This window comes from Brevundimonas sp. MEB006b, from assembly GCF_030209705.1.
In the GTDB taxonomy this organism is placed as follows: Bacteria; Pseudomonadota; Alphaproteobacteria; order Caulobacterales; family Caulobacteraceae; genus Brevundimonas.
In genome coordinates, this window is the sequence record NZ_JARVRL010000005.1 from 132146 (window position 1) to 144916 (window position 12771).

Sequence of the window (12771 nt, forward strand, 5' to 3'; positions counted from 1 at the left end):
GCCTTTGCGAAGGCGCGGGTTCTAGCACAGGAGCCCCGAAAAGCGCGCAATTTTTGAAGGTGCGAAATGCGTCTGTCGACCAAGGGACGATACGCCGTGATGGCGATGGCCGATCTGGCGAAGAACGGACGCGGCGAGAGCGGTGAAATCCGGGCGGTTTCGCTGGCCGAGATCGCCGCGCGCCAAGAGATTTCGCTGAGCTATCTGGAGCAGTTGTTCGCCCGTCTGAGGAAGAGCGAACTGGTCAAGAGCGTGCGCGGGCCGGGCGGCGGATACCGTCTGGCCAAGGCGGCGCACGAGACGGTGGTCGCCGAGATCGTGCTGGCGGTGGATGAGCCGATCCGGGCGACGCGGTGCGTGGCGCATGGCTCGCCCAAGGGCTGCATGCTGGCCGGCGAACGCTGCATCACTCACAATCTTTGGGAAGACCTGGGCGACGAAATCCATCGCTATCTGGCCGGCGTCTCGCTGGAGGATGTGGTGATGAACCGCACGGGCCAGCGTCGGCGCAACGTTGAGCCCTCGGCCGTGGGGGTCGCGGCATGAGCGGCGTCTATCTGGATTATAACGCCTCGGGCCTGGTGCGGCCGCAGGTGCTGGAGATCATGGCCAGGGCCCTGGCCGACAACGGCAATCCGTCGGCGGTCCATGCGGCGGGCCGGCGGGCGCGGGCGCGGGTCGAAACCGCTCGGGCGCAGGTCGCGGACCTGGTCGGGGCCGATCCGACGGCGGTGGTGTTCAACTCAGGCGGCACGGAAGCCAACGCCCAGGGCATCGCCAGCGCCTTGGCGGCCGGCTGCGAGCGGCTGATCGTGTCGGCGACCGAACATCCGTGCGTGGCCGAGACGGCGGCGAATGCGGGGGCGCCGGTCGAGGTGCTGCCGGTCGATGCGAACGGCGTGGTCGATCTGGACTGGCTGGCGGAGGCGCTGAACCGCCCGGGCCGGGCCGTGGTCGCCATCCATCATGCGAACAATGAAAGCGGCGTCATCCAGCCGATCGCCGAGGCGGCGGCCCTGGTGCGGGCGGCGGGCGCCTGGCTGCATGTCGACGCCATCCAATCGGCGGGCAAGATCGCGGTCGATATGCGCGCGCTGGACGCGGACACCCTGACCCTGTCGGCGCACAAGCTGGGCGGGGCGCAGGGCGTGGGCGCCCTGATCTTCAAGGAAGGCCTGTCGGGCGTGCGGATTTTGCACGGCGCGGGGCAGGAGCGAGGCCTGCGCGCCGGGACCGAGAACGTGCCGGGCATCGCCGGGTTCGGCGTCGCGGCCGATTGCGCCGTGCGGGATCTGGAGACGATGGCCTCGCACGTCGCCTGGCGCGATGCGGCCGAGGCGAAGGTCAAGGCTGCGGGCGCGACCATCATCGGCGGCGGGGTGGCGCGGCTGCCCAACACCCTGTTCATGGCGGTCGAGGGCTGGGACAGTCCGCAGCAGCTGATCACCCTGGACCTGACGGGCGTCATGGTGTCGGCCGGCTCGGCCTGTTCGTCGGGCAAGGTCAAGCCGTCCAAGACCATCAGCGCCATGGGGCTGAACAGCTTGGCGACCGGGGGCGTTCGCGTGTCCGGCGGCTGGGGCACGGTCGAGAGCGACTGGGCAAGGTTCGCCGACGCCTGGGTCGCCGCCTACAACAAGCACAAGACGCGCGCCGCCGAGCGCGTGAGAGAGGTCGCCTGATGGCCGCCGTCAAGGAAACCATCGACGCCGTCGCCGCGCTGGAGAAGTACGAGCACGGCTTCACATCCGACATCGAGACGGAATATGCGCCCAAGGGGCTGAGCGCCGAGATCGTGCGCTTCATTTCCGAAAAGAAGGGCGAGCCGGAATGGATGCTGGAATGGCGTCTGGCCGCCTATGAGCGCTGGCTGGCGATGGAGGAGCCGACCTGGGCGGCGGTCCGTTACGAGCCCGTCGACTATCAAGACCTGTTCTACTATGCGGCGCCCAAGAAGAAGGACGGGCCCAAGTCGCTGGACGAGGTCGATCCCGAAATCCTGGAGATCTACAAGAAGCTGGGCATCCCGCTGAAGGAGCAGGAAGTGCTGGCCGGGGTGCAGGGCGCGCCCAAGGTCGCCGTGGACGCCGTCTTCGACAGCGTGTCGGTCGTCACGACCTTCAAGGAAGAACTTGCCAAGGTCGGCGTGATTTTTATGCCGATTTCCGAGGCCTTGCGCGAATATCCTGATCTGGTGCGGCAATACTTGGGGACGGTGGTGCCGGTCTCGGACAATTATTTCGCAGCGCTGAACAGCGCGGTCTTCTCTGACGGCTCGTTCGTCTACATCCCGCCGGGCGTCAAATGCCCGATGGAGCTGTCGACCTATTTCCGCATCAATGCGTCACAGACGGGCCAGTTCGAACGGACCCTGATCATCGCCGACAAGGGGGCCTACGTCTCCTATCTGGAAGGCTGCACTGCGCCGATGCGCGACGAGAACCAGCTGCACGCAGCCGTGGTCGAGATCGTGGCGCTGGACGACGCCGAGGTGAAATATTCGACGGTCCAGAACTGGTATCCGGGCGATGCCGAGGGCAAGGGCGGCATCTACAACTTCGTGACCAAGCGCGCCGATTGCCGGGGTGATCGCTCCAAGGTGTCGTGGACGCAGGTCGAGACCGGCTCGGCCGTGACCTGGAAATATCCGTCCTGCATCCTGAAGGGCGAGGAGAGCTCCGGCGAGTTCTATTCCATCGCCATCACCAACGGACATCAGCAGGCCGACACCGGCACCAAGATGATCCACCTGGGCAAGAACTCGAAGTCGCGGATCATCGCCAAGGCGGTGTCGGCGGGTAAGTCGGACTCGACCTATCGCGGCCTGGTCTCGGTGCATCCAAAGGCGACGGGGGTGCGAAACTTCACCCAGTGCGACAGCCTGCTGATCGGCAAGGAGTGCGGCTCGCACACCATCCCCTATATCGAGGCGCGCAATGGGTCCGCCCAACTGGAGCACGAGGCGACCACGACGCGCCTATCGGACGACCAGCTGTTCTACGCCCAGCAGCGCGGGCTGTCGCAGGAGGAGGCTGTGGCCCTGCTGGTCAACGGCTTCGTCCGCGACGTGATGCAGAAATTGCCGATGGAGTTCGCCGTCGAGGCGCAGAAGCTGGTGGCGATCAGCCTCGAAGGCTCGGTTGGATAATCAAGAAGAAACAATGCTTAACATCAATAACCTCCACGTCTCTGTCGGCGAAAAGCCGATCCTCAAGGGCCTGACGCTCGACGTTCCCGCAGGCGAGGTTCACGCCATCATGGGGCCGAACGGGGCCGGGAAATCGACGCTGGGTTACGCCCTGTCGGGACGGCCGGGCTATGAGGCGACCGAAGGCGCAGTCGAGTGGGCGGGTGAGGATCTGCTGGCGCTGGACCCGGCCGAACGGGCGGCCAAGGGCGTCTTCCTGTCGTTCCAGTATCCGATCGAGATTCCCGGCGTGCCGGCCCTGACCTTCGTGCGGACGGCGCTGAACGCGCAAAAGCGCGCGCGGGGCGAGGAGGAGGTGGCGGCGCCCGCCTTTCTGAAGCTGGTTCGCGAGGCGTCGAAGGCGCTGAAGATGGACTTCGACATGCTGAAGCGGCCGCTGAACGTCGGCTTCTCCGGCGGCGAGAAGAAGCGGATGGAAATCCTGCAGATGGCCCTGCTGGAGCCGTCGTTGCTGATTCTGGACGAGACCGATTCCGGCCTGGACATCGACGCCCTGCGCATCGTGTCGGAAGGGGTGAATGCGCTGCGTCGTCCCGACCGCGCCATGCTGGTCATCACCCACTATCAGCGCCTGCTCGACTACATCAAACCGGACCGGGTGCATGTGCTGGCCGGCGGTCGGATCGTGGCCTCGGGCGGACCGGAGTTGGCGCTGGAGCTGGAGGCGGAAGGGTACGACAAGTATCTGCCGCCAGTTCTGCAGGGGGCCGCATGAGCGCGGCGTTCGCCATCGACCTGACCGACGCCGACACCTATCCGTCGCGACGCACGGAGGCGTGGAAATACAGCGACCTGAAACGCTATCTTCGCGCTGCGCCGGAGCCGTCGGGTACGGCCGAGGTCGGGCCGCCGGGACCGTTTTTTGATCTGGGCGGGGAAGCGATCGTCTTCGCCAACGGTCGCCCTGTCGGCGTGACTGACTTCATCGCCTCGGGCGAGCGGACCCTGCGACTGCGCTATGTGTCGGACGCCGTAGGCACGGGTCACACGGCCAGCGCGCGGGTGTCGGCGCGCGCCGGCGCCAAGCTGCTGCTTCTGGAGACGCACGAGGGCGCGGGCTCGGCCTATGTCGCGCACAATACGCTGGAACTGGACGTGGCGGCCGGCGCCGAGGTGACGCGCGTCGTCCTGGTCGAGGAGCCGGAAGACGCCATCTCCATCGCCGAGGCCCATGTGAAGGTCGAGGCGGGCGGCGTCTATCGCCAGACCATCGTCACGACCGGCGCCAAGCTGCAGCGGATCGAGACGCGCATCACCCACTATGCGCAGGGCGCGCAGGTTCAGGCCGACGGCCTGTATCTGCTGAACGGATCGCGCCATACCGACCTGACCAGCGTGGTGCGCCACGTCGAGCATGACGGCGCGACCTCGCAACTGATCAAAGGGGTGGCCCGCGACACGGCGCGCGGCGTCTTCCAGGGCAAGATCGTGGTCGAACGCGGCGCCGACGGCACCGATGCGCGCATGGGCCACCACGCCCTGATCGCCAGCGAGCGGGCCGAGATCGACGCCAAGCCGGAACTGATCATCTATGCCGACGACGTGCAGTGCGCGCACGGCAACACCGTGGGGACGCTGGACGAGAGCGCCCTGTTCTACATGCAGCAGCGCGGCATTCCGGCCGACGAAGCCCGCGCCCTGCTGACCCAGGCCTTCCTGATCGAGGTCATCGACCGGATCGAGCATGAGGGCGCGAGAGAGGTGGCGCGAGAATGGCTGACGGCGCGGTTGTGACTGATCTTGCCCCCTCCGTCGCGGCGCAAGAGCGCCGCGCCACCTCCCCCAAGGGGGGAGGATTTGATCCCTATGCCGTGCGGGCGCAGTTCCCGATCCTGTCGCGACAGGTGAACGGCAAGCCCCTGGTCTATCTGGACAATGCGGCCTCGGCGCAGAAGCCGCGCGCGGTGATCGACGCCCTGGTCGCGACGATGGAAGGCGGCTACGCCAACGTCCACCGCGGCCTGCACACCCTGTCGAACGAGGCGACCGAGGCGTTCGAGAAGGCGCGCGAGATCGTCGCCCGATTCCTGAACGCCGAGAGCGCCGAACAGGTGGTCTGGACCAAGGGCGGGACCGAGGCGATCAATCTGGTGGCCAATGGCCTAGGGCTGTCGATCCAGCCGGGCGACGAGATCATCGTCTCGGAGATGGAGCACCATTCCAACATCGTGCCCTGGCATCTGCTGAGGGAACGGCGCGGGGCGGTGCTCAAATGGATTCCGGTGCTGGACGACGGGTCGCTGGATGTGGCGGCTTACGCGGACCTGCTGTCGCCGAAGACGCGGATGGTCGCGGTCACCCATATGTCGAACGTACTGGGGACCATCAATCCGGTGGCCGAGATCACGCGACTGGCGCATGCGGCCGGCGCTCAGGTGCTGATCGACGGGTGCCAGGGGGCGGTCCATGCGACGCCGGACGTGCAGGCCATCGGCTGCGACTTCTATGTGCTGACTGGCCACAAGCTGTTCGGCCCGACCGGCGTCGGCGCCCTGTACGGCAACGCCGAGGCGCTGGAGGCGCTGCCGCCCTATCAGGGCGGGGGCGAGATGATCGAGACGGTCGAGCAGGACCGCGTGACCTATGCCCGGCCGCCGCATCGGTTCGAGGCGGGGACGCCGCCGATCCTGGAGGCCATCGGCCTGGGCGTGGCCTTGGAATGGCTGGCGCAATACGACCGGGCGGCCGTGCAGGCGCATGAGCATGCCCTTTATCAGCACGCTGTTGACCGACTTCAGGGTGAGACCTGGCTGCGGATTTTGGGGCAGGCCGAAGGCAAGGGCGCGATCCTGACCTTCGCCGTCGAGGGCGCGCACGCCCATGACGTGGCCCAGATCATGGATCGTTACGGGGTCGCGGTGCGCGCGGGTCTGCACTGCGCCGAGCCGCTGGCGAAAAGAATGGGGGTGACGTCGAGCACCCGCGCCTCCTTCGCCCTATATAATACCGTGGAGGATGCCGACGCCTTCGTGGATGCGCTGATCAAGGCGCGGAACTTCTTCGTGTAAGCTGATGACAGATCAACCGATTCAAGACAGCGACGCCTTCAAGAACGCCTGGGACGAACCCCAAAAGAGCGCCCTGTCGCAGGCCGAGCTGGACACCCTGACCGATCAACTAATAGAGGCGCTGAAGTCGGTCTATGATCCGGAAATCCCGGTCGACATCTATGAGCTGGGCCTGATCTACCGCGTGGACGTCAACGACGATCGCGACGTGGTGGTGGATATGACGCTGACGGCGCCGGGCTGTCCGGTCGCCGGCGAAATGCCGGGCTGGGTCGAGACGGCGGTCGAGAAAGTCGAGGGCGTGCGCAGCGCCAAGGCCAATCTGGTGTTTGATCCGCCGTGGGACGCTTCCAAGATGAGCGACGAGGCCAAGCTGGCCCTGAATATGTTCTGATGGATATGTTCTGATGAGCGAGCTTCAAGCCACATCCCGTCCGCGCCGCCCGCGCCCCAAAGCCGTCACCTTGACGGACGCGGCCGCCGAGCGGGTGCGTGAAATCCTGGACAATGCCGAGAACGATCACATCGGCCTGAGGATCGGCGTCAAGAACGGCGGTTGCGCCGGACAGGAATACACCTTCGCCTATGCCGACGAGATCGGGCCGATGGACGAGGTGGTCGAGGACAAGGGCGTCACCATTCTGATCGAGCCTCGGGCCGTGCTGTTCCTGATCGGCACCGAGATCGACTACGAAACGACGCGGTTGGCGTCCAAGTTCGTGTTCAACAATCCGAACCAGACCGACGCCTGCGGCTGCGGCGAGAGCGTGACCATCGTGCCGGTCGCCGCCGACTGAAATGGCATACGATGCGGACTTCGGCGAATGGGTCCGCGAGCATTTCCACGCGCTCGGCCGGCTGGAGATCAAGCGTATGTTCGGCGGGGCGGGGGTCTATGCCGCCGGCGTCATGTTCGCCCTGCTGGACGACGGCGTGGTCTGGCTGAAGGGCGACGAGGCGCTGGGCGCGGCCTTCGTCGAAGCCGGCTCGCGTCAGTTCACCTATCCGACCAAGGACGGCCGCATGATGAGCATGGGCTACTGGACCCTGCCCGAAGCGGCTCTGGACGATCCCGACGAAGCCGTCGCCTGGGCGCGGCGGTCGCTGGATGTGGCGGTCAAGAAGGCGTCGGGTAAGAAGCGCTAGCCCTCTATTTAGTCGGTGTGTCGATAAGCACGGCCGGCGTCACGGGTTGACCCGTGGCCTGGGCGACGAGTTCGGCGGTGCGGGTCTCGGTGACGGCTTCGAGGCGAGCCAGGAACTCGTCCTTGGGAAGGCCGACAGGGATCGGGTCGAGGAACTCTAGCGTCGCCGTGCCGGGGTGCTTCTCGTACTTTTCCTCGGGCCAGAAGAGGCCGAGGTTGGTGGCGAGCGGCACGACCGGCACTTCGAAGTCGCGGTACATGTGCCAGACGCCGGAGCGATATTTGAACTTCTTGCCGACGGGCGCGAGGTGCCCCTCGGGATAGATCAGGATCTTGCGGTTCTCGGCGCGGGCCTCGGCGGCGCGCATGGCCAGGGCCTTGCGGGCTTCGTGGCCGCCGCAGGAGTTGACCACGATGGCGCCCAGCTTCTTCAGCACGCCGCCCAGCAGGGGAAACTTTTCCAGGTGATCGCCGGTGACGAAGGCGATGTCGTCGAACTGATCGTAGGTCGCAAAGCCGTCGCCCCAGCTTTGATGTTTTGAGGCGATGATGAAGGCGCCCGCGGGCAACCGGTCCTTGCCGCGAACGTCCAGCTTGATGCCGGCGAAGATCGACATGGCCTGGACCATGCGCTTCACATAGCGGCGGATGACCCAACTGGCCGGGCCGCGACCGGGGGCCAGCGCGGCGAAAGCGGCGGTCAGCCCATAGCCGATCGACAGGGTCCAGTAGGCGACATTGAAGGCGAAGCTGCGCATGGGACGACTATGGCAGAAAGCTTGGCCTTGTCAGACCCTAAGCGGCCTTTTCGAGCGATGACGCCGGCGTGACGCAGTTTCGGCCCGCGCGTTTGGATTCGTACAGGGCGGCGTCGGCGCGTTCCAGCAGGCTGGCGGCGGTTTCGCCCTTTCGACGCTGGGCGAAGCCGGCAGAGACCGTCACAGAGCCCAGGTCGTCATTGGTCGAGCGACGGCGCAGCGCGCGTGACGCCACGTCGTTGCGGATGCTCTCCAGCGCCGCCATCACGACGCCGGCGCCTTCACCGGGGAAGATGATGGCGAACTCTTCGCCGCCGAACCGGGCGGCGAATCGGGTCTTGCCGCAGATGTTGGACAGGACGGTGGAGACATAGCGCAGCACTTGGTCGCCCGTCTGGTGGCCCCAGGTGTCGTTGAACCGTTTGAAATGGTCGATGTCCAGGATGGCCAGGCTGAGCGGCGCGCCATCATCCTCGGCGCAGGCGGCCTCAAGCCGTTCATCGAAGGCCTTGCGGTTGGCCAGATTGGTCAGGGCGTCGGTCATGGCGTCACGGCGCACCTGTTCCAGGTTTTCGCGCAGACGGATGACTTCCTTGTTGGACTTTTCCAGACGCTTTTCGAGGATCGCCGTTTCGCGGCGCACCCGGTTGGTCGCGGTCGAAAGGCCGCCGACCAGATCCTTCAGCGAAGACGGATCGTCGACGGTTTCCATGCACTGAGAGGCGTCGGCAAGGGTCTCGCCATAGTCATGCTGGGTCTTGTGCGCCATTGCGATGGCGCTGGCGACGCTGGCCAGTTCGCGGTCCAGCACGGCGCCGACGTCGCGGATCTGATCCGGCAGGCGACCGCGAGGCAGGAACTCGGCGGCCAGCATTTCGGACGTCTTGTCAGTGATGACGGCGGACTGCGCCAGAAGACGGCGGATTTCCTGGGCCAGGGGGCCGTCGGGGTCGCTGATGTAATGCAGCCAAAGCTCGAAGTTCAGCGGTGTGGGCCAGACGCCGGCTTTTTCCATTTCGCCGATGACGTTGCGCGCCAAAGCATAGGCTTGAGGAGCTCTTAGCGCCGTCTCGACCTTTTTCGACATTCTTGTTCCCCTAAGCTCCTGTTCTGGAGCTGTATCGGGGCTCACACTACGGGATGTTCCGTAATGCAGGGTAAACGACGCGGCGTTTCACCGCGCCGTTGTGTACGAATTCAGGCGCGGATAACGACGGGCCGACGCAGGAACGCAGGGATGTCGTCGCCGAAGCCACGCACGCCCTGGCGCTGCGTGTCGCCCTTGTCGGCCTTGCGGTCACCGCGGCGATCGGATTGCAGCAGATGCGGCTCACGATCTGCACGGTCGGGACGTGGGGCGCGAGCCGTCTCGACGGGTTCGACGGTCGCTTCCGCCTCGACTGCAGCGGCGACGGGAGCCGCGACTTCGACCGGAGTCTCGGGGCGGGCCTTGCGGCGGCTGCGGCTGCGGGGCGCCTCGGCCTCTTCAGACGAAGATGCGCCGGCGACGGCGGCGATGTCGACAGGTTCGGCGGACGGTGTGGGCGCGCTGCTGGTGCGCGACCGGCCGCGACCGCGCTCGCCCGAGCGTTTGTCGTCGCGGCGCGGGCCGTCCTTGATGGCGGCGAAGTCGATGCCTTCGAGGACCAGCTCTTCCGGATCCTTCTTGATCAGCTTCAAGACCTTATCCAGCGACTTGTCGTCGGCCGGGGTCACGATCATGAAGGCCTGGCCCAGCTTGCCGGCGCGGCCGGTGCGGCCGATGCGGTGGACGTAGTCGTCGGCGTGGTGCGAGACGTCGTAGTTGAAGACGTGGCTGACGTCAGGGATATCCAGGCCGCGCGCGGCGACGTCGGAGGCCACCAAGATCTTCAGCGCGCCCGAGCGGAAGTCCGCCAGGGTCTTCATCCGGTGTGACTGATCCAGGTCGCCGTGGATCGGTGCGGCGTCGAAGCCGTGGGTCTTCAGCGACTTGGCGACGATATCGACTTCGGACTTGCGATTGCAGAAGACGATGCCGTTGCGCACGTCCTCACGGCCGACCAGGGCGCGCAGGGCGGTCCGCTTGGCCTTGGGGTCCGAGGTCGGGATGCGGACGATGTACTGGGTGATGGTGTCGGCGGTCATCGCCGGGCGCGAGGCCTCGATCCGGGTCGGATCCTTGAGGAAGGCGGTCGTCAGGCGTGTGATCTCCGGCGGCATGGTTGCCGAGAAGAACAAGGTCTGGCGACGCGGCGGAGTCAGTTTGAAGATGCGCTCGATGTCGGGGATGAAGCCCATGTCTAGCATCCGGTCGGCTTCATCGACGACCATGATCTCGACGCCGGTCAGTAGCATCTTGCCGCGTTCGAACAGATCCAGCAGGCGGCCGGGCGTGGCGATCAGGACGTCGACGCCCTTGTTCAGCGCCGCGACCTGGTCGCCCATGGAGACGCCGCCGATCAGCAGGACCCAGCTCAGCTTGGTGCCCTTGGCGTATTTGGCGAAGCTCTCGGCGACCTGATCGGCCAGTTCGCGGGTCGGCGCCAGGACGATGGCGCGTGGCATGCGGGCGCGGGCGCGGCCGGTGGACAGGCGGTCGACCAGGGGCAGGGTGAAGGCGGCGGTCTTGCCGGTGCCGGTCTGGGCGATGCCCAGAACATCACGGCCGGCGAGGGCGACGGGGATCGCCTGTTCCTGAATGGGCGTGGCGGTCGTGTAGCCGGTGTCGGCGACGGCCTGAAGGGTCGTGGGCGAAAGGCCCAGTTGAGAAAATTCGGTCATGAATCCTTGGGAGAGAAAGCGTCTGCGTGCATAGCAGCGACGGAACCGCCCCTCTTTGGGCGAGCGGGCGGCGCGGATCGCAGACCTGTCCCGAGGCTGGGGGGCATATAGAAGCCCCTGCGCAGAAGTCAAGTATTCCTGGTTTTTCGCTCGTGCGGACACAGCCGTAAATTACGGCCCACAAACGAAAATCGCCGGACGGGCGAGCCGTCCGGCGATCTGCTGGATCAGAGGGGAAGTGCGATCAGCGCTTGCCGAAGATCATGTCGCCGAGTTTGGCGAGGAAGCCCTTTTCCTCGGGCTTGGCGGTAGGCGCCGGCTTGGGGGCTTCGACCGGCTTGGGAGCCGGAGCCGGAGCCGGCGTAGGCGCCGACGCCGCAGCGGCGGAGGCAGCGGCGAGTGCGGGGGTGGCGGCGGGCTTGGGCGCGGCGACGGCTTCAGCAGGCTTGGGCGCCGCTGCGGCCGGCTTGGCGGCAGGCGCAGCCTTCGGGGCGGCGGCGGGGTTCGAAGCGGCGGCCTTAGGCGCAGCAGTTTTGGTCGCTGCAGGCTTCGCCGTCGTCGCCTTCGGGGCTGCCGCTTTCGGAGCCGCAGCCTTCACTGCCGTCTTGGCGGCGGCGGGCTTGGGTGCGGCGGCTTTCGGAGCAGTCTTGGCGGCAGCGGCGGTTTTGGGCCTGGCTGCGGCCTTGGCGGCGACCGGCGCAGCGGCGGCCTTGGGGGCGGCGGTTTTGGGCGCCGCAGCCTTGGGCGCGACAGTCTTGGCGGCGGGGGGCTTCGGCGCAGCGGCTGCCGGCTTTGCCGCGGCCTTGGGCGCAGCGGTTTTCTCGGCGGCGGTCTTCACAGCGCTCGACTTCGGCGCGGCTTTAGGCTTGGAAGCGGCGGTCGCCGGCTTTGGCGACGCTGGTTTAGACGTAGACGGTGACTTGGCCATGTATTCCCCGACCCCTCGGTTTGATAAAAACGCGGCGGCGACGGGCGTTCAGCACCGGATCGCTACGATTCGCCATATTACCGGTGTTTGAAAAATGTCCGAGTCCGCACTTCAGATAATCGCACGCGGCCCGCGCGCCGCCGCAGAGGCCGCCGCAGAGGCCATAGACGCCGATCCGCGGCTGGAAGGCGCGACCTATTCGATCCTGGAAGAGGACGAGGACAATGACGTCTGGCGCATCGACGCCTTCCCCACGACCGATGACGAGGTCGAGGGGCTGAAGGCGGTGCTGGCGGGCTATCCGGTGACGGTGCTGGTCGAGAAGCTGGCGGACGCCGACTGGCTGGCCATGTCGCTGTCGGGTCTGCCGCCGGTCGAGGCCGGACGGTTCTTCGTCTACGGCGCGCACGATCAGGGTAAGGTGCCCGAGGGTCGCGTCACGCTGAAGATCGACGCCGGCGCCGCCTTCGGCACGGGCCACCATGGCACGACGGTCGGCTGCCTGGAGGCGTTCGACAAGCTGCTGGAGACCGAAAGCTTCGAGAAGGTGCTGGACGTTGGCTGCGGCACGGGCGTGCTGGCGATCGCGGCGGCCAAGACGGGCACGCCCATCGCGGTCGGCACCGACATCGACGAACCCTCGGCCCGGATCGCCAATGAGAACGCGGAGATCAACGACGCCAAGTGCGACTTCTATTTCGCCGATGGTCTCAGCGATCCGCGCATCGCCCAGCATCAGCCGTATGATCTGGTGTTCGCCAACATCCTGGCCGCGCCGCTGGTGCATCTGGCGCCCGAGATCGGGGCGGCGCTGAAGAGCGGCGGGGTCGCGATCCTGTCGGGCCTGCTGCGCACGCAGGAGGAGCGGGTGCTGGAGGCCTATCTACCGCTGGGTTTCACGGTCGAGCAGACCATCCATCACGACGCCTGGAGCGCCCTGCAACTGCGCAAGGGCTGAGGA

Annotated in this window: 14 protein-coding genes; 10 read left to right on the forward strand and 4 right to left on the reverse strand. The window is 66.4% G+C overall.

Features of this window, described 5'->3' with window-relative positions:
- Positions 1–66 precede the first annotated feature (66 nt).
- The 9 genes from QRN13_RS07020 (at position 67) to QRN13_RS07060 (ending at position 7362) form a co-directional block, all read left to right on the forward strand.
- Positions 67–546, forward strand: a complete 480-nt coding sequence (locus QRN13_RS07020) for an Rrf2 family transcriptional regulator (RefSeq protein ID WP_055753471.1) — start codon at positions 67–69, stop codon at positions 544–546.
- Entirely contained in the window at positions 543–1682 is a 1140-nt protein-coding gene (locus QRN13_RS07025) for a cysteine desulfurase family protein (RefSeq protein WP_284877366.1), read from the forward strand. Before QRN13_RS07020 ends, QRN13_RS07025 begins: the two co-directional genes overlap by 4 nt.
- Positions 1682–3148 carry a Fe-S cluster assembly protein SufB gene (gene sufB / locus QRN13_RS07030; RefSeq protein WP_284877367.1) on the forward strand — a complete coding sequence of 489 codons (1467 nt, stop codon included), beginning with the start codon at positions 1682–1684 and terminating at the stop codon, positions 3146–3148. The genes QRN13_RS07025 and sufB overlap by 1 nt, the downstream gene beginning before the upstream one ends.
- Positions 3149–3161: 13 nt before the next feature.
- The gene (gene sufC / locus QRN13_RS07035) at positions 3162–3923 is read left to right on the forward strand and encodes a Fe-S cluster assembly ATPase SufC (RefSeq protein WP_284877368.1); all 762 of its coding nucleotides are present in this window, start codon (positions 3162–3164) and stop codon (positions 3921–3923) included.
- Positions 3920–4942: a Fe-S cluster assembly protein SufD gene (gene sufD, locus QRN13_RS07040; protein WP_284877369.1), complete on the forward strand. Its 1023-nt coding sequence runs from the start codon at positions 3920–3922 to the stop codon at positions 4940–4942. The genes sufC and sufD overlap by 4 nt, the downstream gene beginning before the upstream one ends.
- Before the next feature lie 77 nt (positions 4943–5019).
- A complete protein-coding gene (locus QRN13_RS07045; protein ID WP_502868588.1) occupies positions 5020–6216 on the forward strand; it encodes an aminotransferase class V-fold PLP-dependent enzyme in 1197 nt (398 codons plus the stop codon).
- Positions 6217–6220: 4 nt separating this feature from the next.
- The gene (locus QRN13_RS07050) at positions 6221–6610 is read left to right on the forward strand and encodes an SUF system Fe-S cluster assembly protein (RefSeq protein ID WP_284877372.1); all 390 of its coding nucleotides are present in this window, start codon (positions 6221–6223) and stop codon (positions 6608–6610) included.
- Between the two features lie 13 nt (positions 6611–6623).
- Complete coding sequence (locus QRN13_RS07055; RefSeq protein WP_066551375.1) at positions 6624–7013, forward strand: HesB/IscA family protein; 390 nt, start codon at positions 6624–6626, stop codon at positions 7011–7013.
- Between the two features lies 1 nt (position 7014).
- Positions 7015–7362: a TfoX/Sxy family protein gene (locus tag QRN13_RS07060; RefSeq protein ID WP_284877373.1), complete on the forward strand. Its 348-nt coding sequence runs from the start codon at positions 7015–7017 to the stop codon at positions 7360–7362.
- Positions 7363–7366: 4 nt separating this feature from the next.
- Here the strand turns inward: QRN13_RS07060 and QRN13_RS07065 are convergent, their stop codons facing one another.
- The 4 genes from QRN13_RS07065 to QRN13_RS07080 form a co-directional block, all read right to left on the reverse strand.
- On the reverse strand, positions 7367–8119 hold the full coding sequence (locus tag QRN13_RS07065; RefSeq protein ID WP_284877374.1) for a lysophospholipid acyltransferase family protein: 753 nt from the start codon (positions 8117–8119) through the stop codon (positions 7367–7369).
- Positions 8120–8156: 37 nt separating this feature from the next.
- Positions 8157–9206, reverse strand: a complete 1050-nt coding sequence (locus QRN13_RS07070) for a GGDEF domain-containing protein (RefSeq protein WP_055804927.1) — start codon at positions 9204–9206, stop codon at positions 8157–8159.
- Between the two features lie 110 nt (positions 9207–9316).
- Positions 9317–10882 carry a DEAD/DEAH box helicase gene (locus QRN13_RS07075; protein WP_284877375.1) on the reverse strand — a complete coding sequence of 522 codons (1566 nt, stop codon included), beginning with the start codon at positions 10880–10882 and terminating at the stop codon, positions 9317–9319.
- 244 nt (positions 10883–11126) lie between these two features.
- Positions 11127–11720 carry a hypothetical protein gene (locus tag QRN13_RS07080; protein WP_284877376.1) on the reverse strand — a complete coding sequence of 198 codons (594 nt, stop codon included), beginning with the start codon at positions 11718–11720 and terminating at the stop codon, positions 11127–11129.
- A gap of 184 nt (positions 11721–11904) precedes the next feature.
- On the opposite strand from QRN13_RS07080, the gene QRN13_RS07085 reads away from it, so the two are divergent.
- Entirely contained in the window at positions 11905–12768 is an 864-nt protein-coding gene (locus QRN13_RS07085) for a 50S ribosomal protein L11 methyltransferase (RefSeq protein WP_284877377.1), read from the forward strand.
- Positions 12769–12771 lie beyond the last annotated feature (3 nt).

What these genes read in the sequence shown, in the direction of transcription:
- QRN13_RS07020 (WP_055753471.1), top strand. Translation starts at nt 67, where the DNA reads ATGCGTCTGTCGACCAAGGGACGATACGCCGTGATGGCGATGGCCGAT.
- QRN13_RS07025 (WP_284877366.1), top strand. Translation starts at nt 543, where the DNA reads ATGAGCGGCGTCTATCTGGATTATAACGCCTCGGGCCTGGTGCGGCCG.
- QRN13_RS07065 (WP_284877374.1), bottom strand. Translation starts at nt 8,119, where the DNA reads ATGCGCAGCTTCGCCTTCAATGTCGCCTACTGGACCCTGTCGATCGGC.
- QRN13_RS07050 (WP_284877372.1), top strand. Translation starts at nt 6,221, where the DNA reads ATGACAGATCAACCGATTCAAGACAGCGACGCCTTCAAGAACGCCTGG.
- QRN13_RS07085 (WP_284877377.1), top strand. Translation starts at nt 11,905, where the DNA reads ATGTCCGAGTCCGCACTTCAGATAATCGCACGCGGCCCGCGCGCCGCC.
- sufB (WP_284877367.1), top strand. Translation starts at nt 1,682, where the DNA reads ATGGCCGCCGTCAAGGAAACCATCGACGCCGTCGCCGCGCTGGAGAAG.
- QRN13_RS07070 (WP_055804927.1), bottom strand. Translation starts at nt 9,206, where the DNA reads ATGTCGAAAAAGGTCGAGACGGCGCTAAGAGCTCCTCAAGCCTATGCT.
- QRN13_RS07075 (WP_284877375.1), bottom strand. Translation starts at nt 10,882, where the DNA reads ATGACCGAATTTTCTCAACTGGGCCTTTCGCCCACGACCCTTCAGGCC.
- sufD (WP_284877369.1), top strand. Translation starts at nt 3,920, where the DNA reads ATGAGCGCGGCGTTCGCCATCGACCTGACCGACGCCGACACCTATCCG.
- QRN13_RS07060 (WP_284877373.1), top strand. Translation starts at nt 7,015, where the DNA reads ATGGCATACGATGCGGACTTCGGCGAATGGGTCCGCGAGCATTTCCAC.
- sufC (WP_284877368.1), top strand. Translation starts at nt 3,162, where the DNA reads ATGCTTAACATCAATAACCTCCACGTCTCTGTCGGCGAAAAGCCGATC.
- QRN13_RS07055 (WP_066551375.1), top strand. Translation starts at nt 6,624, where the DNA reads ATGAGCGAGCTTCAAGCCACATCCCGTCCGCGCCGCCCGCGCCCCAAA.